Origin of the sequence: Candidatus Thiothrix phosphatis, from assembly GCF_035668035.1 — a bacterium.
Lineage (GTDB): Bacteria > Pseudomonadota > Gammaproteobacteria > Thiotrichales > Thiotrichaceae > Thiothrix > Thiothrix phosphatis.
Map to the genome: position 1 here is coordinate 61,192 of NZ_JAYMYJ010000142.1, position 25,416 is coordinate 86,607.

The window sequence follows — 25,416 nt, forward strand, 5'->3', positions numbered from 1 at the left end:
CCGCTGCATTTCAGGAAGCCGGGCAATGTCCCGGCTTTTTTGTTATGTTTCCCCCATGCAAGCAGAACGGACCATCCTCAGCATTTCCCAACTCAACCACGAAGTCGGCCAGCTTCTGGCGCAGGGCGTCCCCCCTCTGTGGGTGGAGGGCGAAATTTCCAATTTTGTCCGCGCGGCTTCCGGCCATCTGTACTTCAGCCTGAAAGACGCGGGCGCGCAGGTGCGTTGCGCCATGTTCCGCAACCGTGCCCAGTACCTGAAAACCAACCCACGCAATGGCCTGAAAGTGCTGGCGCGCGGCAAGGCAGGCCTGTACGAACCACGCGGCGAATACCAATTCATCCTCGAACATCTGGAAGACGCGGGCGAAGGCGCATTGCAGCGCCAGTTCGAGGAACTCAAACGCAAGTTGCAGGCGCAAGGGCTGTTCGACCCAGAGCATAAACGCGCATTGCCCGCTTTTCCGCGCTGCATTGGGGTGGTCACCTCCCCGACCGGGGCGGCCATCCGCGACATCCTGAATGTACTGAAACGGCGCTGCCCACAGGTTCCCGTGCTGGTGTACCCGGTGTTGGTGCAGGGGGAAGGTTCGAAGGAACAGATCATCAACGCCATCCGCCAAGCGGATGACGGGCAACGTTGCGACGTGCTGATACTGGCACGCGGTGGCGGCTCCATCGAAGATTTGTGGTCGTTCAACGAGGAAACCGTCGCGCAGGCCATTTATGCCTGCCAGACGCCAATAATCTGCGGCGTGGGGCATGAAATCGACTTTACCATCGCCGATTTCGTCGCTGATGTCCGCGCGCCGACCCCATCCGCCGCCGCCGAACTGGTCAGCCCGGACATGCCAGCCCTGCAAGCCCATGTGCAGCGCTTGTTCCAGCAATTGCAACGCAACCAGTCGCGCCGCCTACGGCAGGCTGAAGACGCTTACCGCCGCCTGCGGCAACGGCTGGGGAACCAGCGCCCCACCCAGCGCCTGCAACAGAAAACCCAGCGCCTGGACGAACTGGACATGCGCCTGCGCACCGCCCATACCCGCAGCCTGCAACAACAACGGGAACGGCTGGCAAGCCTGCATTCCCGCCTACACCGCCAGTCCCCGCTCCGGCGGATACGCCAGCAGCAGGAACAGCTCGTCCGCCTCCGCCAAGGCCTGACGTTGCGCATCCGGCAACAGCTGGACAATGCCCGCCACCGTTTGCACATGCAGGCTGGGCAATTGCAGGCATTCAGCCCGCTGGCGACATTGGGGCGCGGTTACGGCATTGTGCGCGACGCGCAAACCCACCAAATTGTACGCAGCGCCTCCACCCTCCGCCTGGGGCAAACCGTCAGCATCGAATTGCAGGAGGGTGGCTTCGACAGCGTGGTCGCCAACATCAGGTAAGCTGTTCCCAATCCGCGTGCTGGCGTCGCCAGAATTGCCAGGATGGCGCAGGCTGGCAATGAAAAATACGCCCGTCACACGCGCTCAGGCTGACGCTGAACCGGCCGCCCCTCACGCCCGCCAGCGCTGGCGCGAACCAGTTTTCTTCCAGGGCATCCAACGCCTGCCGCCAAGACTGCAAGTCATCACCCGCAGCGGGAACCAGCAAATCCTCCAGCACAATCCGGCAACCAGCGGAACCCAGCGTGCAATCCGCCAACCGGCTGGCCGCTTGCAGGCGGCTGCGGGTCGCCGCCGCCAAGATCTGCGCTGTCATGGATTGGCCAACGACATCCCCTTGGCCAGCCGCTGGCGGTGAGGGCAAGGCGGCGGGATTGGCCGCGCCCCACAGCCAAAGGGCGTTCACCGCCGGGACACCACCAGAATGCAGCAGCATCTGGATTTCATTCAGCAGGCGATGCCAGTAGCGCTTGTCCCCTTGTGGCAGCAACGGAAAAATGCCCTGCCCCAGCGCCTGGGAAAGGGGCGTTGTGCGCAGCCCCGCCTCCCCTGCCCTATCACCCAGCAGATACCAGCGTTGCGGATGTTTTGCGGCCAACTTCAGGCCGTCATCTTCCAAGTGCGGGTTGAGCAGTGCCAACAGCGCTGCCATTTCCTGCCCGGTCAACTGCGGCAATTCCGGGCGCAACAACACCTGGTCAATGCCGCTTTGCAGCCACACCGGGTCGGCGCACAGCAGCGGCTGTTCCGGCGGTGCCCCGAAGTCCAGCCAATAGCGGTAATAGGCGAAGGGCGTTTCGCCATCAATGGGGAATCCGCTGTGCTGGAACAGGGTGTGTTCCAGCCCAATGACGGGCAGGGCCTCCATCCTTGCATTGGCGCACAGGCGCAACAAATGCTTCGCTTCGGGCTGGAAGGCAAAGTCCTTGCGCCACAACTTCAGCGACTGGAACAAGCCAGGAATGAAAAAACAAAGGTGGGGTTTGGCGGACATGTCACTCACCCGCGTTGGCCGCCAACCAGGAATGGACGCTTGCCTCCACCTGCGCAAATTCCGCTGACAGCGCCTGTTGCACTTCCCCAGCGTCCAGCCCGCTATCGCCATCCTTGATCTGGCGCAGCAACGCCTCCAGTTTGACGGAGCCGAACAGCCGCACCGAACTGATCGCTTTGTGGGCATGGCGCGCCGCCGTTTCCCAGTCCCCAGCTTGCAGCGCATCACGCAACTGCTGCTCTTTCCCGGCAATGTACGGCAAGGAAAACTCAACAATCTCAATGGCTTTTTCGCGGCCTAACCGCCCCGCAATTTCATCCAGCACGATAAACATCTGAGGCATCATCTGTTCCCCTGCCCTTAATGCCGCCGTTGGGACGCAGGAAGGCCGCTGCTTTCTTCGTCTGGAATATGCAGGTAATACCCCTTGCCCCTGATGGTGCGGATATAAACCGGTTTGGCGGGATTTTTTTCAATCTTATTCCTGATCCGGCTGATATGGGTATCAATTGAGCGGTTGAGCGGGTTGTAAGGTATCCCCATCAGCTGTTCTATCAGCTCTTCACGGCTTAACGGCAGGCCCGCGTTCAGGTAAAACATTTGCAGTAACCGGCATTCCAAGGCCGTCAACAAGGATTCGCGCCCATCCCCAGTAGTGACTGTCTGGTTGACTTTGTCCAGGGTCAAACACCCCATCTGGATCAGCTTGTCCCGCGAATTGTCGCTTGCAGGACTGAGCAGGTTCTTGATCCTCAGCAACAATTCCCGGTCATGGAACGGCTTGACCAGATAATCCTGGGCACCGCACTCAAGCCCTTGCAAGCGTTCATGCGGCTGCACTTTTGCCGACGTGATAATGACCGGAACAGTCGGATAGTAACTCACGAGCCATTTCAACCAATACATGCCATCCTTCCCAGGCAGCATGAGATCCAGGATGACCAGCCGGGGGGAATGGTGCTCCATCATCTTCGGAATCCCCTCGCCCTCCAACAGCGTAATGACGCTATACCCCTCCTGCTGCAAGCTTTCTTGCAGGAAACGGCATAACACCTCATCATCTTCGATCAGCAGCAACTGCTTTCCCACGGGTTCCCTCAACATAGTAAATTCCATTGTTCATATTGGTTCTGGTGGATAAAAAATAGTGTAGTCGATTGCCTACCTGTACGAAAAACAAGAGTTTTTATTGGGAAAGCTTATCCGGTCGCGGTTCTCCTGCTCCAATGGCGGACTGCCGCCTCCAAGTGCTCAACTTCAAAGGGTTTGGTTAGGTAATCATCCATTCCCGCCTGCAAGCAACGCTCCCTCTCGCCAGCGATGGCATGCGCGGTCAGGGCGATGACAGGCAACCCTTGAAGGTGCCGGTCAGCCCGGATCAGCCGGGTGGTAGCATAGCCATCCAAACCCGGCATGCCAACATCCATGAACACCAAGTCGAAGTGCCGCTCCCGCAGCAAGCGCAACGCCTGTTCACCGCTGTCAGCGACTTCCACCTTGACGCCCAGTGAGCGGATCAGCTCACCGCCAAAGAAACGGTTCATTTCATCATCATCCACCAGCAATGTGTACAGGCTGCTGCGCTGGGACGATGGTGGGGCGGCGGGCGTTTCAGCCGATACGCCTGGTGCATCCTGTAACGGGAACCCCAATGTAAAGTAAAAGCAGCTTCCCTGCCGGAAACGGCTTTCCACCTGCAATTCCCCCCCCATGCGCTGCACCAGCTTGTAGCTGATGGCCAAGCCCAGCCCAGAACCGCCATATTGCCGCGCAGTGCTGCTGTCAACCTGCGAAAAGGGCTGGAATAGTTTTTGCTGGTCTTTTGCACTGATGCCAATGCCCGTGTCACGGACTTCAAACAGCAGCCGCGCCTCTGTCTCGCTGACCTCCAGAGGGCTGACCGTCAAGCTGACGACGCCCGCGGGCGTAAACTTGATGGCGTTGTTGAGCAGGTTCAGCAGCACTTGCCGCAGGCGGGTAGGGTCGCCCGTCAAGCGTTTTTTCAAGAGATGGAACTGGTTGCTGATGTCCAGCTTCAACTGCTTGCCATGCGCCTGCCCCACCAGCAACTGCTCGGCTTGGTGCAGGACATCCGCCAGCCGGAAGGGGATGCTTTCCATCCGCAACAGGCTGCTGTCCAGCCGCGCCAGATCCAGGATGTCATTGATCAGGGCCAGCATGTGTTGCGCGGAGGTGTTCAGGCGGGTCACATATTCGCCCTGCGCTCCGGACAACTGCGTCAGTTTCAGCAAACGGCCAGCATTCACCACCGCACTCATCGGCGTGCGCAGTTCGTGGCTCATGGTGGTGAGGAATTCATCCTTGGCTTGGTTGGCGACTGCGATGCGCTCGGCTTGTTCGCTTTTTATCCGCACCTGTTCGGCCTGGGTCAGCGACAGCATCACCAACGCCACCAACAGGATGAAATACATGCTGTCCGTCAGCATCGGCACATCACCGATCAGCCCCGCCCCCCGCAACAAGGTTGGGATGAAGCCCAGCAACACCAGCAGCACGCCCGTCCGCAGCATGAAGGGAAAGCGGAATCCCTGCTGGTAGCGGATAATCACCGCCACTGCAAACAAAGGCATCGCCAGCAAAGCCAACACCCCGGTGAAGGCGGTGCCGTATCCCAGCCACCATTGCGTTGGGATCAGCAACAAGCTCACCCAGAACACCAGTCGGGACAAACGGTAAAAGCGCGGCAAATGGCGGCGTGTTTCCATCCAGTTATTGGACAGGCTGATGCCAGCGGCAATCGCTATCAGGCCAAAAGCGTCGCCGGGTGCCGCCAGATATTGGGGAACAAAGCCGAAGTAATGCCAAACGCCAGAATGGCTGCCCATTTCCAACACAAACCCGAGAATAAAAACCGACAGGGCCAGAAAACTCCGGTCACGCAAGTAAAAGAAATACAGCAGATTGTAGAACGCCAGTGTCAGCAAGCCACCGATGACAAAACTGTATATGGGATACGTGAGCATGACTTCGGCCAGCATCTGCCGGGGCGAATACAGGCTCGGTTTGATCACCAGCGGTGCCTGCCGGTCTTGCACCCGGAAATACAGCCGCGACTCGGTGTTCGAGGGCAATAACAGCCGGTATTGGCTGAAACGGGAATACGCCATCCGTTGTTGCGGCGTGAATGTTCCCGCATCACCACCAACTGCGCCCAAGTACACCTGCACCTGCCGGGAAAGGGAACCGGGTATCCTGAAATACCAATCCTTTTTGGCCGACAGGTTGTGTATGTCCACCCGCAACCAGTAAGCGGAACGCGTCAGGAACAAGTCCAACCCGCCATCGCCAGGTTCAACCGGAAAAAACTGCTTCCCGACAGCCAGAACATCCGGCAAGGCCAGGTTTCCGGCGGGGTCTTCCAGCATGGCGGCATAATCCAGCAGCGACAACGATTCAGGTTGCTCCGCCAGCGCGTCGGTCAGCACCAGTTCCGGCGGTTCGGCAAAACCCGCCAGCGGCAACCACAACAGCAGCAACAGGCAATATCCGGCGTAGCGGGTCATACCATCCACATCCTGTTAGGAAACCATGGCAGTTCTTGCCGACAGGTTCTTTTGCAACATCACCTTTAACACCTCGCACTGAAAAGGTTTCGTCAAATAATCATTCATGCCAGCCGCCAAGCAACGCTCCCGTTCGCCAGCGACCGCATGGGCGGTCAGGGCGATCACGGGCAGCCCCCGGCAATATGGGCTGGCGCGAATCCGGCGGGCCGTGGCGTAACCGTCCATACCCGGCATGCTGACATCCATCAACACCAAGTCGAACGTTTGTTTCTGCATGGATTGCAGCGCCTGCTCACCGCTGCCCGCCAGGGTGACGGCGACACCCAACGACTCCAGCAGCTTGCCGCCGAAAAAGCGGTTCATTTCATCATCATCCACTAGCAGGACGCGCAAACCGGACAAGGATGGTGGCCGGGGGCTCCCCGCGTCAACTACTTGCTCAAGGTTGAGGGGCTGTAATGGAAACGCCAGGGTGAAAAAGAAACGGCTGCCACGTCCTGGTGCGCTTTCCACCTGCAACGTCCCGCCCATGCGCCTGACCAGCTTCAGGCTGATCGCCAGCCCCAGCCCGGAACCGCCATATTGGCGCGCGGTGCTGCTTTCCGCTTGCGCAAACGGTTGGAACAGCTTCCGCTGTTGCGCCGCTGACATGCCGACGCCGGTGTCACGCACCTCAAACCGCAGGACGGCGTTATCCGCCGACATGGCCTGCGGCGTCACCGTCAAACAGACCTCGCCCTGCTGGGTAAACTTGATGGCGTTGTTCAGCAGGTTTAACAGGATTTGCCGCAACCGGCCAGGGTCGCCCAGCAACTGTTTGTTCAAGGGGTGGAATGAGTTGTTGAACACCAGCTTCAGCTGCTTGCTGTGCGCTTGTTCCCCCAGCAATTGCTCAATCTGTGACAGGACATTGCCCAATTGGAATGGCCTGCTGTCAATCTGCAACAGGCTGTTATCCAGCCGCGCCAAATCCAGGATGTCGTTGATCAGGGCCAACATATGGCGGGAAGAAATGTTCAAACGCGCCACATACTCCTGTTGCAACCCAGACAGCGTGGTCAGCTTCAGCAACTGGCCAGCATTGACCACCGCCGTCATCGGCGTGCGCAACTCATGGCTCATAGTGGTGAGGAATTCATCCTTGGCCTGATTGGCAACGGCAACCCGTTTGGCCTGTTCCTGCCGCTGGCGCAGTTGTCCAGCCTGGACAAGCGACAACAACATGAGCGCCAACGCCAGACCCATGAGCGGCCATTCCGCCAGCTCCATCGACTCGGCGACCAACCCCAGTGTGCGCAACAGGGCAGGCAGCAGACCCAACAGGAATACCGAGCCTGCCAACATCAGGCCACGCGGCAAACGTACCCCGCGCCATTGGCACAGCACCAAGGTGGCGCACCCCAACAGCAGCAACGCAAACGCCCACACGCCCAGCAGTGCCAAGGTATAAGGCAACATTGGCGACGCCGCCGCCAAGCCAATACTTAACCAGAAAGCCACCCGCCACCAGACATCCAAGCCCGGCAGGTTGACAGGTGTCATCAACCATTGCCTGGTCAGGCTGACACCGCTGGCGCTACAGACAAAACCGGCGAGGGTTCCTGTTGCGGTGAGGTGGCTACGCGCCCAAGCGAACGCCTGCCATAAACCCAGATGGCTGCCCATTTCCAGGGCGAACGCCACGGACAACACTGCCAGCGCCAGAAAGCCCTGGTCGCGCAAGTGCAGGAAATACAGGAAATTGTAGAGCGCCAACACCAGCAGGCTGCCAAGAATGAAGCTGGGGGCGGGATAATATTGCATAGTCCAGGCCGCCAAGCTGGCGGCGGTGAAAAGCTCCGGGGCAATCGCCAGCGGCGTCTGCGTATCCTGCACCCGGAAATAGAGGGTGTGCGCTGATCCCGGTGGCAACGGCAGATGGAACTGGAAGATACGGGCATGCGGCAACGGCTCCAATTCCACGAAACCTGCGTCACCATGGGCAGCGCCCAAATACAGCCGGACGGAACGGTTCAGCGAACCCCATTGCATGAAATACCAGTCCGTTTCCTGCGAATAATTCTGCAAGCTGGCTCGGAACCAGTAAGCGGAACGGGTGAAGCCCGCTTCCCAGTGCCGCGCCGTCGTCGCCAGCGGCTGGAAACTGGCGGCGCGACCCTGCACGTCCTGCAACGTCAAGTCGCCTGATGGGTCAGCCAAAACTTCAAGGGCAGGATTCAAATCAAAATGGCCTTCTTTATCCGTCAGCTCAAGCACCGACGCATTGACGGTTGAAATTTTAAGCAACAAACCGACAATGAGCAAACAATACAGGCAGGAACGGATGAACATTTAATGTCTCATGGCGCTCTTTGGGATTTTCAGGGGCAGGCAAAAGCCGCTACACTCGGCTCAACCTGTTACTTGGATAGTGTAGAAGGAAAAAATACATGAGGGAGCCTTTTCTGGTTCAAGGATTAGCCAGCCTGTTTTTATTGCTATATTTTTCAACTGCCTGCGCAGAAACTGACCCACGTTTAGACCTGAAACCCACCGGCGTCAGCGTGGAGTGGTATCAGCACAAACTGGATTTGAACGTGACCGATGTCAAAACCAACCTGCCGGGCATCACCAGCGCCATGGTGGATTCCGTCAAAGGGCAGCTCAACACCACGGATGACGTCAAGCTCGCCAATGTCCGGTTGGACTATCAGTTACGCCCTTACCTGAATGTCTATGGCTCCATTGGCAAGATCACGGATGACACCCAGGTTGATTTTTCCAAGCTGGGGCTGGGCGTTTCCGACCTGACCGTCGACAGCAAGGGGACTGCCTACACCGTTGGCGCAATATTGGTTGGGAAATATGACCGGCTGTTGCCATCCCTGCAACTGATGCACAGCCGCATTGACCTGGAAGGTGATGGCGATGACGTCCAGGTGAACGCCTTAATACCGGCGGTAGGCGTCCAGACTGGTTATGGCATATTCAACACAAGCCTTGTTTATCAGTCGGTTAAGGCGACCTACTCCGGCACGGTCAGTGCGCCTTTCATTGGGGAAGTTCCCGTGACGGTCGACACCGAAAACAAGGATGACCTTCAGGTGATGGCGGGCTGGTACGGGCAGCTAGGCAAAGACCTATACCTGAGCACCAATGTTGGTTTGAATGGCCAGAAACAACTCCAGTTGCAGCTTAACAAGCGGTTTTAAGCCTGGATTCCGCTCAACTTCTAGGTTCCTGAAACCCGTTGGCCGTCACCGGTGCCGCCTATTCGCTGCCGCCAGCAATTTGGTTCAGCCTGTTTGCATCCAGGATACGGATGGCTTGGTGCATTTCCTCCACCACGTCCTCCCGCTTCCAGTGGGCAAACAAACGGCTAATGGTTTCGATGGTTAGCCCCAGCAACTGGGCGATTTCGAGACGGGAAAGCACCAGCGGCGTCCATTTGCCAGCGGGCGCATCTTCACACCAAGACAGCAGGAAACCGGCCAGCCGCTCGGCTGAACGCTTGGCCCCAAGCTCCAGCAAGCGTTCGTCGGCATGCTGCAATTCTTTGATGCAACGCACCATAATCAACCGCTCCACTTCGGAACGCTGTTCGCCCAACAAACGCAGGCGCCCGACCGGGATGCGGCAAACAGTGGCGTATTTGAGCGGAACGGCGCTGTGGTTGTAGAGAACATCGACCAGCCCATCGAAACCGAACAATTCACCGGGTTTGACAACACGGATAATTTGATCCTTGCCGTTCAAGGTGGTCTTGAACAATTTAACGTAGCCATCACGCACGATATAGAAATGTTGTGCGCTGGAACCCGCCCGATAGATGATTTCGGCTGCTGAGTAATTCAATGATTCACTGCCAACCGCTTTAAGCGCCTCACGGGATTGTTCCCCTACCCCGGCAAAAACGGCCAGCTCATCCACCGGGCAATACCTGCCTTGTTCCCCATTTGTCTGTCGTTCCATTGGCAATGTCCCTCTGTAACAGCCCTCCATGTTAGGGTTTGCGGATACCATCGCATTGCGAATCCGCAAACAGCCCAGGGTTTTATTGCCTAGCCTGACGCCTATATTTTTTCTGAAGATTAAGCCCATCCAGTTGGGGGATAAAAAAAGCGGCCTGTTGTTCAGGCAGGCCGCCAACCGGTCTCTCACTTCACGTGAGGCGTCAAACTCAAAAAATCATTTTTTCGGCGCGTAAATGTCCGTGCACGTCCCTTCCGCCACTTCCGCCGCAAAATTCAAGGTCTCGGACAGCGTCGGATGCGGGTGGATGGTCAGGCCAATATCGTGTGCATCTGCGCCCATTTCCAACGCCAGCACCGCTTCGGCAATCAGTTCGCCTGCATTCCTGCCTGCGATGCCCACGCCTATCAGCTGGCCGTTTTCCTTGTCGAACAATGCCTTGGTCAAGCCATTGCTGGCATCCATCGACAGCGCGCGCCCGCTCGCCGCCCACGGAAAGACGCCTTTCTCATAGGCCACGCCTTCCGCCTTGCACTGCTCTTCGGTCTTGCCCATCCAGGCCACTTCGGGGCTGGTGTAGGCGACCGAGGGAATGGCTTTGGCGTCAAAATACGACTTGCGCCCGGCAATGACTTCGGCGGCGACCTTGCCTTCGTGCGTGGCCTTGTGCGCCAGCATCGGCTGGCCCACGATGTCGCCGATGGCGAAGATATGCGGCACGTTGGTGCGCATTTGCCGGTCGACCGGGATGAAGCCGCGCGCATCCACAAACACGCCCGCCTTGCCTGCGTCAATCAGCCCACCATTGGGTGAACGCCCAACCGCAACCAGCACACGGTCAAACGTATCCTTTTCCGGCGCATCCTTGCCTTCAAACGAACACATCAGCCCCTCCGCCGTCGGTTCAATCGCGGTGACTTTGGTGTTGAGGTAAATATTTTCGTACTGCTTTTTGATCTGGTTGTGCAACGGCTTCACAATGTCGCGGTCGGCACCCGGCATCAGGCCCGGCGACAGTTCCACCACCGTAATGTTGGAACCCAACGCATGGTAGACCGTGGCCATTTCCAACCCGATAATGCCGCCGCCGACAACCAGCAGGCGTTGCGGGACTTCCTGCAAGGCTAGCGCATCGGTGGAGTCCATCACGCGCGGGTCGCCCCACGGAATAAACGGCAGCTTGGTCACGCGCGAACCGGCGGCGATGATGCAGTGGGCGAACTTTACGGTCTGCTTGCCGCCATCTCCCGCTTCCACTTCGATAGTGTTGGCTGAAGTGAAACGGCCATAGCCTTGCACGACCGTCACCTTGCGTTGCTTGGCCAGTGCCTTCAAGCCACCAGTCAGCTTGCCGACCACGCCGTCCTTGTGCGCGCGGATGGCATCAATGTCGATTTCCGGTTCGCCAAACTTCACGCCGTATTGGGCAAACTCCTTCGCCTCATTGATCACCTCAGCCGTGTGCAGCAACGCTTTGGACGGGATGCAGCCGACATTCAGGCACACCCCGCCGATATTGCTGTAACGTTCGATCAGCACCACTTTCTTGCCCAAGTCGGCAGCGCGGAAGGCAGCGGTGTAGCCGCCGGGGCCGGAACCGAGAACCACAACCTCTGTTTCCAGGTCAGCACTGCCACTAAATGTCGCCGCCTGCGGAGCCGGAGCCGCCACTTGCCCCTCCCCTGATAAGGGGAGGCTGGGAGGGGTTTCTTCCGAAGCTTTAGCTTCGCTAACTTCCAGCAGCAAAATCAGCGAACCTTCCGAAACCTTGTCGCCAACCTTGACCTTGACCTCTTTCACCGTGCCGGACAAAGGGCTGGGAATTTCCATCGTGGCCTTGTCAGACTCAATGGTGATCAGCGATTCTTCCGGCTCGATTTTGAAACCAGGCTCCACCAACACTTCGATGATTTCGACATTGTCGAAACTGCCGATATCGGGGACTTTGACTTCGACGATATTGCTCATACCAGCAGCCTCCGGATATCGCCCAGCATTTTCGCCAGATAGGTGGTGAAACGCGCGCCATCCGCCCCATCGATCACCCGGTGGTCATACGACAGCGACAACGGCAACATCAGGCGCGGCGCGAATCCCTTGCCGTCCCATACCGGCTGCATGTCGGATTTGGAAACGCCGAGGATGGCGACTTCCGGCGCATTCACGATTGGGGTGAACTTAGTGCCACCTATCCCACCAAGGCTGGAGATGGAGAAGCAGCCACCTTGCATATCAGCAGGTTTCAATTTCTTTTCACGCGCTTTGGTAGAGATTTCCTTCAATTCTTCGGAAAGCTGCATGATGGACTTTTTGTCCACGTCACGGATGACCGGCACCACCAGACCATCCGGCGTGTCCACCGCCACACCGACGTGGTAGTAGTGCTTGCGGATCAGGTTTTCGCCTTTCGCATCCAGCGAAGAATTGAAACGTGGGTATGCCTTCAGCCCGGCCACCACTGCTTTCATGATGAACACCAAGGGCGTGATCTTGACACCGGATTTGGCGTTTTCCTCATTCAACTGTTTGCGGAAGGCTTCAAGGTCGGTGATGTCGGCCTGATCGAACTGGGTGACGTGCGGAATGTGCACCCAGTTGCGGTGCAGGAATTCGCCGGTCAGCTTGTTGATGCGCGACAACGCAACCGTTTCGGTTTCGCCCCACTGGCTAAAATCGATTTCCGGCATCGGCGCCACGCCCAGCACATTGCTTGGCAACGCGCCCTTGCCCGGCACGCCGCCCAGGCTCATGACATCCTTGACATACGCCTTGACGTCTTCCTGGGTGATGCGGCCTTTGCGTCCTGAACCTGTCACCTTGTTGAGGTCGACGCCCAGTTCGCGGGCAAACTTGCGCACGGATGGCGTGGCGTAAGCCTTGCTGAAATCAACATCTTTCATGCTGCCCTGCATGGCGGATGTTGGGGAATCGGCCATTTGCGGGCGGAGAGCCGCCTTCGCAGCAGGGGCAGGCGTTGACACAGGTTCTGCTACGGGAGCCGGGGCTGGCGCGGCCGCTTCAGGCTTGTCCGCTTTCGCAACCTCTTCTTCCACATCCATCATCAAAATCAGGCTGCCTTCCGACACCCGGTCGCCCACCTTGATTTTCAGTTCCTTGACCGTGCCAGCAGCTGGCGATGGGATTTCCATCGAGGCTTTGTCCGATTCAATCGTGATCAGCGAGTCTTCCACCTTGACGCTGTCGCCGGGGCTGACCAGCACTTCGATGACTTCCACATTGTCGAAACTGCCGATGTCTGGCACATGTATTTCCTGGATTGCCATGTTGCGCCCTCCTTATGCCAGACGTGGGTTGGTTTTTTCAGGGTTGACGCCATACTTTTCCATCGCCTTGACCAGCTCGGCGGCGGGCAGGGATTTTTCATCCACCAGCGCCTTCAGGGCGGCAATCACGATGTAATGGCGGTCAACCTCGAAATGCTTGCGCAGATTGGCGCGGGTGTCGCTGCGCCCGAAACCGTCCGTACCCAACACGCTGTACGGCATCGGCAGCCAGGCGCGGATCTGGTCGGCGTACTGGCGGATATAATCGGTGGCGGCAATCGCCGGGCCACGCTGGTTTTTCAGCAATTGGGTGACATAAGGGACCCTGGCGTCTTCCAGCGGATGCAGCATGTTCCAGCGGTCAATGTCGCGGGCTTCGCGCGCCAGTTCGTTGAAGCTGGTCACGCTCCAGACATTGGCATCCACGCCCCATTCCTTGTCCAGCATCTCGGCGGCGGCGATCACTTCCCGCAGGATGGAGCCGGAACCGAGCAACTGCACTTTCTTGCGCTTTTTGCCTCCGCCGCTGAACAGGTACATGCCCTTGACAATGCATTCCTCAACACCGGCGGGCATGGCGGGATGCGTGTAGTTTTCGTTCATCGCGGTGATGTAGTAGTACACATCCTCCTGATCCTGATACATGCGCTTCAGGCCGTTCTGGATGATCACCGCCATTTCATAGGAGAAGGTCGGGTCGTAGGAAACACAGTTCGGGATCAGGCCAGCCTGGATCATGCCGTGGCCATCCTGATGCTGCAAACCTTCGCCTGCCAGCGTGGTGCGCCCGGCAGTGCCTCCGATCAGGAAGCCACGCGACCGGCAATCGCCCGCCGCCCAAGCCAAGTCGCCGATCCGTTGGAAGCCGAACATGGAATAGTAAATGTAAAACGGCACCATATTGACGCCGTGGGTGCTGTAGGCGGTGGCGGCGGCGATCCACGACGACATGGCGCCCGCTTCGGTAATGCCCTCTTCCAGGATCTGGCCGGACTTGTCCTCCTTGTAGAACATGACCTGATCCTTGTCCTGCGGCTCGTACAACTGGCCGACGGAGGAATAAATGCCCATTTGCCGGAACAGCCCCTCCATGCCGAAAGTGCGTGCCTCGTCCGGCACAATCGGCACCACATGCTTGCCCATGCCCTTGTCGCGCGCCAGCAGGGTCAGCAGGCGCACAAACACCATGGTGGTGGACATTTCACGGTCGCCAGTGCTGTCCAGCAGGGATTGGAAAATGGATAGGTCAGGCACTTTCAGCGGGACTGCATGCGTCTGGCGTTGCGGCAAGAAACCGCCCAGCGCCTTGCGGTGCTCCAACATGTATTGGATTTCTTCACTATCCGGGGCCGGACGGTAGTATTTGGCCGCAGCAGCGTCTTCATCACTCAACGGGATATTGAAACGGTCTTTGTAGGCGATCATTTCCTCGCCTGACAATTTTTTCTGCGAATGGGTGCGGTTCTGGCCTTCACCGGCGGAGCCCATCCCATACCCCTTGACGGTATGCGCCAGGATGACGGTCGGCTGGCCTTCGTGGTGGATCGCCGCATGGTAGGCGGCATAGACCTTGTGCGGGTCGTGGCCACCCCGGTTCAGCCGCCAAATGTCGGCGTCGCTCATCTTGGCGACCATTTCCAGCAGTTCCGGGTATTTGCCGAAGAAATGGTCGCGGACGAATTTGCCGTCCTTGGATTTGTAGTTCTGGTATTCGCCATCGACGGCCTCCATCATGCGCTGTTTGAGCAGGCCGCCCTTGTCCATGGCGAGGAGCGGATCCCAATAGGAACCCCACAACAATTTGATGACATTCCAGCCTGCGCCACGGAACACCGCCTCCAATTCCTGCACGATCTTGCCATTGCCGCGCACTGGGCCATCCAGGCGTTGCAGGTTGCAATTCACCACCCATACCAGGTTGTCGAGCTTTTCACGCCCGGCCAGGGAAATCGCCCCCAGGGTTTCCGGCTCATCCGATTCGCCGTCGCCGACAAACGCCCACACCTTGCGGTTGGCGGTGTCCGCCAGCTTGCGGTATTGCAGGTATTTCATGAACCGGGCCTGATAGATCGACTTGATCGGCCCCAACCCCATGGACACGGTCGGAAACTGCCAGTAGTCCGGCATCAGCCACGGATGCGGGTAGGAGGAAAGGCCGCCGCCATCCACTTCCTGGCGGAAGTTGTCCAACTCCGCCTCCGTCAGGCGGCCTTCGAGGAAGGAACGCGCATACATGCCCGGCGCGGCGTGCCCTTGCACATACACCAGGTCGCCGCCGTGCTGCGGGGAGGGCGCATGCCAGAAATGGTTCATGCCGATGTCGTAAAGGGTTGCGGCGGAAGCGAAAGTGGCGATATGGCCGCCCAGCTCCGCGCTCTTGCGGTTGGCGCGCACCACCATGGCGGCGGCGTTCCAACGGATGTAGGAGCGCAGGCGCGATTCAATGGTGCGGTTGCCGGGCGTGTGCTGCTCCAGATGCGGCGGGATCGTGTTGATGTAGGCGGTGTTGGCAGAATATGGCAGGTTGGCGCCATTTTGCCGCGCGGCGGCGATCAGTTTTTCCAGCAGGAAGTGGGCGCGGCCAACGCCTTCTTGTTCGATGACGGCTTCAAGCGAGTCTATCCATTCCTGTGTTTCCTGAAAATCAATATCTTGCAGTTGGCTATTCATTCCCATTCCTCATATTTCCTGCGGTGCGGCCGGCTTTGATCATCATATTTTAGTCACCGGATTGGCCAACATAGCATATCACTATCCATTTTGAAACAAGATGCAGGTATGGCTTTTTATTTATTTACTTTTCATGTGGTTATATACAATAAATCTTTTGGAAAAGATTTCTGTCCATTTGTTATCAGTTCCGCTAAGCTCTTGCCATGACCGATGATATAGAAATAATCCCTATAGGCGGACGCTTCCGTGGGTTCCTTCCTGTGGTGGTGGACGTGGAAACTGGCGGCTTTGACTGCCGCAAGGATGCGTTGCTGGAGCTGGCGGCGGTAGTGTTGCGTATTGACGAAAAAGGCGAGCTGTCCCGCCATCGCACCTACAACTGGCACATCGAACCGTTCCCCAACGCCAATATGGATCCGAAATCGCTGGAAGTGAACGGCATCAAGCCCTTCAGCCCATTGCGCATGGCGGTGCCGGAAGAACGGGCGATGGAGGATTTTTTCAAGGTCATCCGCAAGGAAGTGAAGGTCAACCGCTGCAACCGGGCGATCCTGGTGGGGCACAATGCGCCGTTCGACCTGAATTTCATCCACGCTGCGGCAGACCGCATCAAAACCAAGCGCAATCCGTTCCATCCTTTCAGCACCCTGGACACCGTGACGTTGGGCGCTGTGGTTTACGGCCAGACTGTGCTGGCGCGGGTTGCGCAAATGGCGGGCATGGGCTGGGATAGCGATTCGGCGCATTCAGCCGTGTATGACGCCGAAAAAACGGCGGATTTGTTCTGCCATTTCGTCAATACCTGGCAGACGCTGGACGCCGCCTTCAAAGCGGTCGAGAATTAAACCCTCTCCCACCTTCCCCATCAGGGAAGGCGGAAAGCATCCATCACTTGCCTGACTTCAGTTTTTCCCAATAGTCATTATAAAGTTTCATCGTCTCGCCCACGTCATTTTGGAATTCTCCTTTCTTGACCACCTCTGATGGTGGGAAAATCACCGGGTTATTACGGATCTCGTCCGGCAGCAATGCTTGCGCCGCCTGATTGGGCGTGCTGTAACCGAATTCCTCCACAACCTGCTTGGCGACTTCCGGACGCAGCATGTAGTCAATGAATTTGAGGGCGTTGTCGACATGCTCCGCCCCGGAGGGGACCGCAAAGCTGTCCACCCAGAAACTGGCGCCTTCCTTGGGGTAAATGTACTTGATGTCGGGGTTTTCCTTCTGCGCCATCACAACCTCGCCGCTCCAGATCATGCCCAAGTTCACATCACCCGCCAAGAAAGGCTCACGCGGCGCATCAGCATTGAACACCAGCACATTGGGCATCAACTTCTGCAAATCCTCGTAGGCAGTCTTGATTTCATCCGGGTTGGTGGTGTTGGTGGAAAAGCCGTTCTTTTCCAGCCCCATTTGGAACACTTCGCGCACATCGTCAACCAGCAGCAATTGCCCTTTCCACTTCGGATCCCACAGGTCGGCCCAGGCGGTGATGGTGGAGGGGTCGATTTCCTTGGCGTTCACGCCGATCCCCGTGCTGCCCCACAGGTAGGGGATGCTGTACTGGTTGCCGGGGTCATAAGGCTTGTCCATCAGGTCGGGGGAAAGGTTGCCCAGGTTTGCCAGCTTGGCGTGGTCAATCTTTTGCAACAAACCCTCATCGCGCATTTTCGACACCAGGTAGGTGGACGGCACCACGACATCGTAACCCTTGCCCTTTTGCAGCTTGAGCTTGGAGTACATGGTTTCATTGTTGTCATAGGTGGAGTATTCAACCTTGACGCCGGTTTCCTGGGTGAACGCCTCCAAGGTGCTTTCAGGAATGTACTCAGCCCAGTTATAGACCACCACCTTTTCTTCGGCGTGCGCAACGGTTGCCGCCAACAGGCACAGGGCGGCGGTCAGGGAGGCTTTATTCATGTCAGTGCTTTCTCCTTAGCAACAGGGTCGAGACAGTCACCATTAGCAGCGAAATCGCCAGCAACAGCGTCGCCAACACGTTCACTTCGGGGGAAACGCCCACTTTCACCATGGAAAACACCCGGATCGGCAGGATTTCAAAGCTGGGGCCGGTGACAAACGAGCTGATGATCACATCATCCAGCGAGAGGGTAAAGCTCAATAGCCAGCCGGAAACAATCGCCGGGAACACCAGCGGCAGGATAATCAAGCGGAAAATGCGGCCTTCCCCCGCCCCCAAATCCTGCGCCGCTTCCAGCAGGTATTTGTCGAAGCCCTTCAGTTGGGCGTAGACCGTAATGACCACAAACGGCAGGCAGAAGGTGATATGCGCAATCAACAGCGACCAGAATCCCAACTGGACGCCCAAGGCGATAAAAATCACCAGGAAGGTGATCGCCAGCACAATATCCGGCGACATCATCACCACGAACAGCAGGCCGCTGGCGGTGCCTTTCAGCGGAAAATGGTAGCGGTGCAGCGCCAGCGCCATCAATACGCCAATCAAGGTGGCGGCGCTCGCCGCCAGCGCAGCGATCAGCAACGAATGCAAGAACGCCTGCATCAGCGCCTCATTTTCAAACAGCTTGCCATACCATTTCAGGGTAAACCCTTTCCATTCATAACCATATTTGGAATCGTTGAAGGAATTGATCACCAGAATAATGATCGGCAGGTACAGCCAAGCGAAAATACTGCCGACAAAACCCCACTTAAAGGCTTTCATCATCCAACCCCCCTTGCCGGTTGATACGCCTGTTGGCGAGGAAATACAGCCACATCAGCAACGCCATGATGGCGATCAGCGCCACGCTGAACGCCGAGCCAAACGGCCAGTCACGCACCACCAGGAACTGGTTTTTGATGATGTTGCCAAGCAACAGGTTTTTCGCCCCACCCAGCAAATCCGCCACGTAGAACATGCCCATCGCAGGCAGGAACACGATCAGGCAGCCAGCGATCACCCCCGGCATGGTCAGCGGCAGGATAATATGCTGGAAACGTTGCCAGAATCCAGCTCCCAGGTCGTGCGCCGCCTCAATCAAGGTTTTATCCAGCTTGTCGAAGCTGGAGATCAGCGGCAGCACCATGAAGGGCAACAGCACGTAAGCCAGCCCGAAAATGACCGCAAACGGGGTGTACAGCAATTGCACTGGCTCGTCGGTCAGCCCCAGCGCCAGCAACAGCGTATTCACCAGCCCTTTGTTGCCAAGAATCAACTTGATCGCATAGGTGCGGATCAGGCTGTTGGTCCAGAACGGCACAATCATCAGGAACAGCAACACCCCGCGCCATACACCCGGCAATTTGGCCACAATCCAGGCGAACGGATACCCCAGCAGCAAGCAGATCACGGTCGTCACCGCCGATAGCCACAGGCTATACCAGAACACCTCGGCATACAGCGGTTCCAGCAAACGCCCCCAGGAATCCAGCGTCAGCGGCCATACCACCAGATGTTGCGGGTCTGGCGATAGGATGCTGGTCAGCACAACCAGCACATGCGGAACCAGCACAAACAACCCCAGCCACACCAGGGTCAAAATAATGGTGATGCGGCGGAAACTCATGGGCTTTCCATCCGTTCCGACGGGATGACGTGCTCCCAACCGGGAACCCAGTCCACCCCCACTTTCTGGTTGATGCTGTAGTCGAAATCGGGGTCATCTTCGTCAAAGAACTCATGGGCAATCACGCTCTGGCCATTTTCCAGCCGAATCAGCGAGTTGAGGGTCTGGCCGGTATAGTTGCGTTCCAGCACCACACCGGGAAACCCTTTACGCTCCACTGCATCATGGCGGCAGTCAATACGCAGGTCTTCAGGGCGCAACATCACATGCACTTTGTCGCCCACGCCAAAGCGGTGGTCACAGCGGATTTCACGCGCACTGCCATTGATGCTGGCCTGATAACGGTAGTCGCCCAATTCCTGCAAAATCTCGGCGTCGAACACATTGATTTCGCCAATGAACTGCGCCACGAACAGGTTGCGGGGGGATTCGTAGATTTCGCGCGGCGTGCCGACCTGCTGCGCTTGGCCATTGTGCATGACCATAATCCGGTCGGACATGGACAACGCCTCCTCCTGGTCGTGGGTGACGTACACGAACGTGATGCCCAACTGGCGCTGCAACTGCTTGAGCTCCAGTTGCATCTGCTGGCGCAACTTGTGGTCAAGCGCGCTGAGGGATTCATCCAGCAACAACACCTTGGGATAGTTGACGACAGCGCGGGCAATCGCCACCCGTTGTTTCTGCCCGCCGGACAACTGGTGCGGCTTGCGGGTCGCATAATCGGACAGGCGCACGATGGACAAGGCATCCGCCACCCGCACAGCGATGTCCTGCGCATTGACGCCCGCCATTTTCAAACCGAACGCCACATTGTCGAACACGCTCATGTGTGGGAACAACGCGTAACTCTGGAACACAGTGTTCACCGGGCGCTGTTCGGGCGGGATGCCGACAATATCCTCGCCATTGAGCAGGATACTGCCTTCGTTGGCTTGCTCAAAACCGGCGATCAGGCGCAACACCGTGGTCTTGCCGCACCCTGAAGGGCCAAGGATTGTGAAGAATTCACCATCCTCAATCACCAGACTAAAATCAGACAATACTTCCTGAGCCGCAAAACGTTTGTTAATGTTGCTCAGGGTCAGGATGGGTGGTCGGTTCAAGTAACGCTCCTGTCATCAAAAACCTGAATGTTGTGGGGGTGCGCAGCCATTATATTTCCCATGCCAGCACATTCAATGGATAATGCCACGAAAAAGAGGAACGCCTAAAAAACAATGAAGATTACCCAACGTTTACGCTGGCTGCTGGCGGGTGGCATCCTGTTGCTGACCCTGCTGGTGCTGGTATTCCTGTTTTTCGCCACCAAAAGTTTTCTCGACTTGTGGGATCGCCTGCAACAACTTCCGGAGTGGCTGTTTTACACCTACAGCGGGCTGATCGGGGTCGTCCTATTATTCAGCGGCTGGCTTATGTTCAAGCTGATTTTTGGCGGGCCGCGCGCCAAACCCATCGCAGATCCCGGCAAACCCAAATCCGTCACCGAAGTTTCCCTGACCCAGGAAATCAGCCAAATCAAGGAGGCGGGACTGGACACTTCCAGCCTGCAAGCCGAGCTTGACCGCCTGCATGCCCGCAAGGCGGCTGGTCAGGTCAATATCGCCTTGTTCGGCGATGTCAGCACCGGCAAATCGTCGATCGTCAAGGCGTTGTTGCCAGGAGCCGGGGTGGAAACCAACCTGCGCGGTGGCTCCACCCGCGACATCCGGGAATATGTCTGGAGCACGCCAACCGGCGACAAACTGCACATGACTGATCTTCCTGGCCGCAATGAAGTGGAAGGGACACTCAACGCGTTTGCCCGTGATGAAGCCATCCGCGCCCATATCGTGGTGTACGTGGTGGATTCCGACCTCACCCGCACCCAGTTTCAGGACATCCAGGAACTGATGGCGTTCGGCAAGCCCATCCTGATCGCCATCAACAAGAGCGACCAGTACACTGCACTGGAACAGCGCCAGATTGCCCAGCGTATCCAGGAACGCTTCAACACTATGCCGACAGCCAGAACCCAGCTCCCGGAAGTGGCCTTTATCCAATCAGGCGGTATGGAAGAAGTGACGCGCATTTATCCCGATGGCCGCGAAGAAACCCTCCAGCGCCCCCGCAAAGCCAACGTTTCCGAGCTGACCGAGTACCTGGAACTGGCAATCAACCAACATCTGGCGGCACTGGAACAAGGCCGTGATGACAGTGTGCTGAATCTGGTGCAAGAAAAGCTGGATTCGACCCGTGCCGATTATCGCCGCCAACAAGCTGAAAAAATTGTGCGCAGCTCCACCCACAAGGCCATACTGGGCGCACTCGCTTCCGTCAGCCCCGGCACAGATTTGGTGATTCAGGGTGTGATCGGCACGCGCATGGTACAAGAACTCTGCAAGCTATATGACAGCCCGGTCAGCCAGCTCGATATTGACCAGTTCCTGAGCTTCAGCCAGGGGCAGTTGAAAAAGAGCGTCCCGCTGCTGCTGGCGGTGGCTGGCAACGCCCTGAAAGCCTTTCCTGGTATCGGCACCGTCGCTGGCGGGCTGGTGCATGCAGTGGCCTACGGGCTGATTTTCGACGCGCTCGGGCATTCCGTCGCGCATACGCTGGAACAACGCGGCGCGCTCAAGGCAGCGCCCGCAGCCGCCACTTTTCAGGAGATGCTGAGTGGAAATTTGGAAGAACGTACAAAAACATTTGCCCGACTGGTTATTGAACAATATAAAACTCGGCAGGACAGCTGAAGAAGAGGTTCCCCCCGTACCCTCCTCCAATGGCGACGCGCATTTGCAACTGGCGACCGAGAGCCTACGCCAACTGCTGGATGATTCCCGCATTCCAGATGATGTCCGTGACAGCTTGCGCGACGATTACACCCAAGTGCGCGGGATGCTGGACAAGCTGGAGCATGGCCATCTGCACATCGCAGTGTTCGGGCGCGTCAGTGTTGGCAAATCCTCCCTGCTCAACGCTTTGCTGGGCAAACCGGTGTTCAGCGTCAGCGTGCTGCACGGTGAAACCCGTAGCGTCAACATGCAGCAGTGGCAGGAATACAGCGACAGCGGCATTTTCCTGATCGACACCCCCGGCATCAATGAAATTGACGGTGAGTCACGCGAAAAGATGGCGCATGAAGTCGCCAGCCGATCTGACCTAGTGCTGTTCGTGGTGGAAAGCGACCTGACCGACGTGGAGTTCCAGGCGCTGAAAACTGTCACAGCGATGCTCCGCCCCACCCTGCTGGTGGTCAACAAGGCTGACCGCTACACCGAAGACGAACAGCGCCAGTTGCGCGGCATCCTGCGTAGCCGCACCCAAGGGCTGGTCGCCCCGGAGAACATCATTTTCACCACCGCCCAAGCCAGCCGCCAGACTGTCATTTACGTGGACGAAAACGGCGAGGAACATGAAGGCGTGCGTGAACGCCCCATCAATATCAGCGCCCTCAAAACCCGCCTGTGGGATCTCGTCGAAGCGGAAGGCAAAACACTGGCGGCGCTCAACGCCTCCCTGTTCGCTGGTCATTTGAGCAAGGAAGTCGGCAAACGCATCCTTGCCATCAAACGCGAACTCGGGGAAAAGACCATCCGCCTGTATTGCTTGGGCAAAGGCATCGCCGTCGCCTTGAATCCAATCCCAGTCGCCGATCTGTTGGCCGCTGCGGTGATTGACGCAGGCATGATCATCCACCTTTCCAGGCTATATGGCCTGCCGATTTCCCGCAACGAGGCCAGCGACCTGATACGCACTATCCTGGCGCAAATGCTGTTGCTGATGGGGTCAGTGTGGGCAGTGCATCTGGTGTCTTCCGCCCTCAAGCTGGGTACTGGCGGGATTTCCACCTTGCTCACGGGTGCCACTCAGGGCGCTGTCGCTTGGTACAGCACACTGGTGGTTGGGCGCGTGGCTGAAGAATGGCTGGCCAATGGCAAATCCTGGGGGGATAGCGGCCCGAAACTGACGGTTGAGCGGATTCTGGATTCGCTGGATCGTGATTCGGTGCTGACGGAAGCCCGTGAAGAAATCCTGGTCTATTTGCGCAAGACCATCAATGGCTGACAGCCCAAATAAAACAGGGCAGCCAAAAGGCTGCCCTCACCTGCCCGTGTCAGACCTGTGTCTGTTTAGAAAAATGTAAATGGCGCCACAAAGCCACGTACATTATCCATACCTTCTTTGAGGCCGGAGGTATGGACTTGAATCTTGTCACCCGCCATCACGATAGGATCCTGCATTTTCCCCTGATTGATGTCTTCAAGGCGGACTGTGTAGGGTTTGTTGTTACGGAACAGCGTGATATTGTCCTTGACCGCCAGATGATCCAAGCCTTCAGCCAACGCAATCGCCTGGGTCACAGTCGTATCACCCGCCAATGGGTATACGCCTGGTTTTTTGACCGCTCCGGAAACAGTCACTGTATTGGCAGTGGACGCCTTCACCAGAACATTCACCTGCGGGTTATGCATGTAATCCTTTTCCAGACGGGAGGCAATTTGGCGCTCCAACTGGCTGGCCGACAAGCCTTCTGCATGAACAGTCCCGATCAAGGCCAAAGTGATATTGCCGTTGTCATCCACCCGCACCTCCTTGGAAAGATCTGGCACCTTGAACACGTCAATTTCCAGCAAATCCTGTGGCGCAATGCGGTCACTGCCAGAAGTGCCAGTAGGCAGGCTGCCACCAGAAGCTGCAACCGTGGCAGCTGGCAACGTGGAATAGGTAGGCGCGCCACCAGAACAAGCGGCCAATGCCGCAACCATCAGGAGGGTAAACAAATATTTCCACATCATTTTCATTGGGGGGTCTCCCTGATAATAATATTATTAACAATTAAGTTGGGATAAAAAGGGGGTTATGTTTATCCAGATACTACGTTTTTCCAGAACAACCTGCGAACCACTCCGGTGCAAGCGTCATCAATCCGCAGACAACAGGATTATAGGCTAATATTATTGCATCCATTAAAAATCTGTCACTGAAAATTTCAGCTGTAGCCAACAGGATTTTGCTGCTGCCAGTTCCAGCTATCCCGGCACATGTCCGCCAGCGTTTTCTCTGCCTTCCATTGAAGCGTCTTGCCCGCTAATGCGGGATCTGCATAGCAACAGGCAATATCTCCTGGTCGCCGGGCGACAATACGGTAAGGAATGTCACGTCCGCTGGCTTCGGCGAATGCCTTCACCATATCCAGCACGGAGTAGCCCTGCCCTGTCCCCAGGTTGACTGTCAGTAGGTTCGGCGTATCGCCGCGCAGAAAAGCCTGCAATGCTTTTACATGCCCCCTGGCCAGATCGACCACATGGATATAATCCCGCACACCGGTGCCATCATGGGTAGGATAATCACCGCCGAACACGGATAGGGACTCATACTGCCCAACCGCCACCCGGGCAATATAAGGCATCAAATTGTTAGGGACACCACGGGGGTCTTCGCCAATCCTGCCACTAATATGCGCACCCACCGGATTGAAATAGCGCAACAAAGCGATTTTCCATTCAGGATCAGCTTTATAGAGGTCGCCCAGCATTTCCTCAATCATCAGCTTGGAGCGGCCATAAGGGTTGGTCGCGGACAAGGGGAAATGTTCTTGGATTGGCGTTGTATGCGGATCGCCATAAACGGTGGCAGAGGAACTGAAAACGATATTCTTGACGCCGCCCCGCTGCATCGCCTGCAACAAGGCGACTGTACCCGCAACATTATTGTCGTAGTATGCCAGCGGCTTTTCCACGGATTCGCCCACCGCCTTCAGGCCCGCGAAATGAATGACACTGTAAACTTTGTTTTCCTGAAATATCTTATCCAATAGTCCAGCATCACGAATGTCGCCCTGATGGAAGGGGATATGTTCCCGGCCTATGATCTCAGCAACACGGCGCAGAGACTCCGGCGAGCTGTTGCACAGATTATCCAACACTACGACTTGGAACCCTGCCTCCAGCAGTTCAACGCAGGTATGGGAACCAATATAACCTGCCCCTCCTGTCACCAAAATGGTATGGTTTTTCATGTCAGCCCTCTAAAATTGACAGGCGCAAACCAAGCTGCGCCCGCCATAGGGTAACAAAAGCTG

20 protein-coding genes are annotated in these 25,416 nt (G+C 57.1%); 5 read left to right on the forward strand and 15 right to left on the reverse strand.

Annotated elements, in window-relative coordinates:
- Window positions 1-55 precede the first annotated feature (55 nt).
- Window positions 56-1,393 carry an exodeoxyribonuclease VII large subunit gene (xseA, locus tag VSS37_RS17075; RefSeq protein WP_324697152.1) on the forward strand — a complete coding sequence of 446 codons (1,338 nt, stop codon included), beginning with the start codon at window positions 56-58 and terminating at the stop codon, window positions 1,391-1,393.
- On the opposite strand, the gene VSS37_RS17080 is transcribed toward xseA, so the two are convergent.
- The 5 genes from VSS37_RS17080 to VSS37_RS17100 all read right to left on the reverse strand — a co-directional run bounded on the left by VSS37_RS17080 (window position 1,386) and on the right by VSS37_RS17100 (window position 8,245).
- A complete protein-coding gene (locus tag VSS37_RS17080) occupies window positions 1,386-2,387 on the reverse strand; it encodes a hypothetical protein (protein WP_324697154.1) in 1,002 nt (333 codons plus the stop codon). The two genes, xseA and VSS37_RS17080, sit on opposite strands and share 8 nt — an antisense overlap.
- 1 nt (window position 2,388) lies before the next feature.
- On the reverse strand, window positions 2,389-2,733 hold the full coding sequence (locus tag VSS37_RS17085; protein ID WP_324697156.1) for an Hpt domain-containing protein: 345 nt from the start codon (window positions 2,731-2,733) through the stop codon (window positions 2,389-2,391).
- Window positions 2,734-2,747: 14 nt separating this feature from the next.
- Complete coding sequence (locus VSS37_RS17090) at window positions 2,748-3,491, reverse strand: response regulator transcription factor (protein ID WP_324697157.1); 744 nt, start codon at window positions 3,489-3,491, stop codon at window positions 2,748-2,750.
- Between the two features lie 95 nt (window positions 3,492-3,586).
- On the reverse strand, window positions 3,587-5,911 hold the full coding sequence (locus VSS37_RS17095; RefSeq protein ID WP_324697159.1) for a hybrid sensor histidine kinase/response regulator: 2,325 nt from the start codon (window positions 5,909-5,911) through the stop codon (window positions 3,587-3,589).
- 15 nt (window positions 5,912-5,926) lie between these two features.
- A complete protein-coding gene (locus VSS37_RS17100) occupies window positions 5,927-8,245 on the reverse strand; it encodes a hybrid sensor histidine kinase/response regulator family protein (RefSeq protein WP_324697161.1) in 2,319 nt (772 codons plus the stop codon).
- Between the two features lie 98 nt (window positions 8,246-8,343).
- Between VSS37_RS17100 and VSS37_RS17105 the strand changes: the two genes are divergently transcribed.
- Entirely contained in the window at window positions 8,344-9,105 is a 762-nt protein-coding gene (locus tag VSS37_RS17105) for a hypothetical protein (RefSeq protein ID WP_324697163.1), read from the forward strand.
- Window positions 9,106-9,163: 58 nt separating this feature from the next.
- On the opposite strand, the gene VSS37_RS17110 is transcribed toward VSS37_RS17105, so the two are convergent.
- The 4 genes from VSS37_RS17110 to aceE form a co-directional block, all read right to left on the reverse strand.
- Window positions 9,164-9,865 carry a Crp/Fnr family transcriptional regulator gene (locus VSS37_RS17110; RefSeq protein ID WP_324697165.1) on the reverse strand — a complete coding sequence of 234 codons (702 nt, stop codon included), beginning with the start codon at window positions 9,863-9,865 and terminating at the stop codon, window positions 9,164-9,166.
- A gap of 216 nt (window positions 9,866-10,081) precedes the next feature.
- Window positions 10,082-11,833, reverse strand: coding sequence for a dihydrolipoyl dehydrogenase (gene lpdA, locus VSS37_RS17115; protein WP_324697167.1), 1,752 nt, complete (start codon window positions 11,831-11,833; stop codon window positions 10,082-10,084).
- Complete coding sequence (gene aceF / locus VSS37_RS17120) at window positions 11,830-13,149, reverse strand: dihydrolipoyllysine-residue acetyltransferase (RefSeq protein WP_324697169.1); 1,320 nt, start codon at window positions 13,147-13,149, stop codon at window positions 11,830-11,832. The genes lpdA and aceF overlap by 4 nt, the downstream gene beginning before the upstream one ends.
- Before the next feature lie 12 nt (window positions 13,150-13,161).
- Entirely contained in the window at window positions 13,162-15,819 is a 2,658-nt protein-coding gene (gene aceE, locus VSS37_RS17125) for a pyruvate dehydrogenase (acetyl-transferring), homodimeric type (RefSeq protein ID WP_324697171.1), read from the reverse strand.
- Window positions 15,820-16,025: 206 nt separating this feature from the next.
- On the opposite strand from aceE, the gene rnt reads away from it, so the two are divergent.
- Entirely contained in the window at window positions 16,026-16,667 is a 642-nt protein-coding gene (gene rnt, locus VSS37_RS17130; protein WP_324697173.1) for a ribonuclease T, read from the forward strand.
- Window positions 16,668-16,710: 43 nt separating this feature from the next.
- Here the strand turns inward: rnt and VSS37_RS17135 are convergent, their stop codons facing one another.
- Genes VSS37_RS17135 through potA form a run of 4 tightly spaced genes read right to left on the reverse strand, consistent with a single transcriptional unit; the run spans window position 16,711 to window position 20,458 of the window.
- On the reverse strand, window positions 16,711-17,742 hold the full coding sequence (locus VSS37_RS17135) for an extracellular solute-binding protein (RefSeq protein WP_324697174.1): 1,032 nt from the start codon (window positions 17,740-17,742) through the stop codon (window positions 16,711-16,713).
- A gap of 1 nt (window position 17,743) precedes the next feature.
- Entirely contained in the window at window positions 17,744-18,511 is a 768-nt protein-coding gene (gene potC, locus VSS37_RS17140) for a spermidine/putrescine ABC transporter permease PotC (protein ID WP_324697176.1), read from the reverse strand.
- A complete protein-coding gene (gene potB, locus VSS37_RS17145; RefSeq protein WP_324697177.1) occupies window positions 18,495-19,352 on the reverse strand; it encodes a spermidine/putrescine ABC transporter permease PotB in 858 nt (285 codons plus the stop codon). Before potB ends, potC begins: the two co-directional genes overlap by 17 nt.
- A complete protein-coding gene (gene potA, locus VSS37_RS17150; protein ID WP_324697178.1) occupies window positions 19,349-20,458 on the reverse strand; it encodes a spermidine/putrescine ABC transporter ATP-binding protein PotA in 1,110 nt (369 codons plus the stop codon). Before potA ends, potB begins: the two co-directional genes overlap by 4 nt.
- A gap of 114 nt (window positions 20,459-20,572) precedes the next feature.
- Between potA and VSS37_RS17155 the strand changes: the two genes are divergently transcribed.
- Together VSS37_RS17155 and VSS37_RS17160 are read left to right on the forward strand one after the other, a co-directional pair.
- Window positions 20,573-22,084 carry a GTPase gene (locus tag VSS37_RS17155; protein ID WP_324697180.1) on the forward strand — a complete coding sequence of 504 codons (1,512 nt, stop codon included), beginning with the start codon at window positions 20,573-20,575 and terminating at the stop codon, window positions 22,082-22,084.
- Window positions 22,008-23,399, forward strand: a complete 1,392-nt coding sequence (locus VSS37_RS17160; RefSeq protein ID WP_324697181.1) for a YcjF family protein — start codon at window positions 22,008-22,010, stop codon at window positions 23,397-23,399. The genes VSS37_RS17155 and VSS37_RS17160 overlap by 77 nt, the downstream gene beginning before the upstream one ends.
- Before the next feature lie 65 nt (window positions 23,400-23,464).
- Here the strand turns inward: VSS37_RS17160 and VSS37_RS17165 are convergent, their stop codons facing one another.
- Both VSS37_RS17165 and galE read right to left on the reverse strand, forming a co-directional pair.
- A complete protein-coding gene (locus VSS37_RS17165) occupies window positions 23,465-24,136 on the reverse strand; it encodes a polysaccharide biosynthesis/export family protein (RefSeq protein ID WP_324697182.1) in 672 nt (223 codons plus the stop codon).
- Between the two features lie 188 nt (window positions 24,137-24,324).
- Window positions 24,325-25,353 (reverse strand): UDP-glucose 4-epimerase GalE, encoded by a 1,029-nt coding sequence (gene galE / locus VSS37_RS17170; protein WP_324697183.1) that lies wholly within the window; start codon window positions 25,351-25,353, stop codon window positions 24,325-24,327.
- Window positions 25,354-25,416 lie beyond the last annotated feature (63 nt).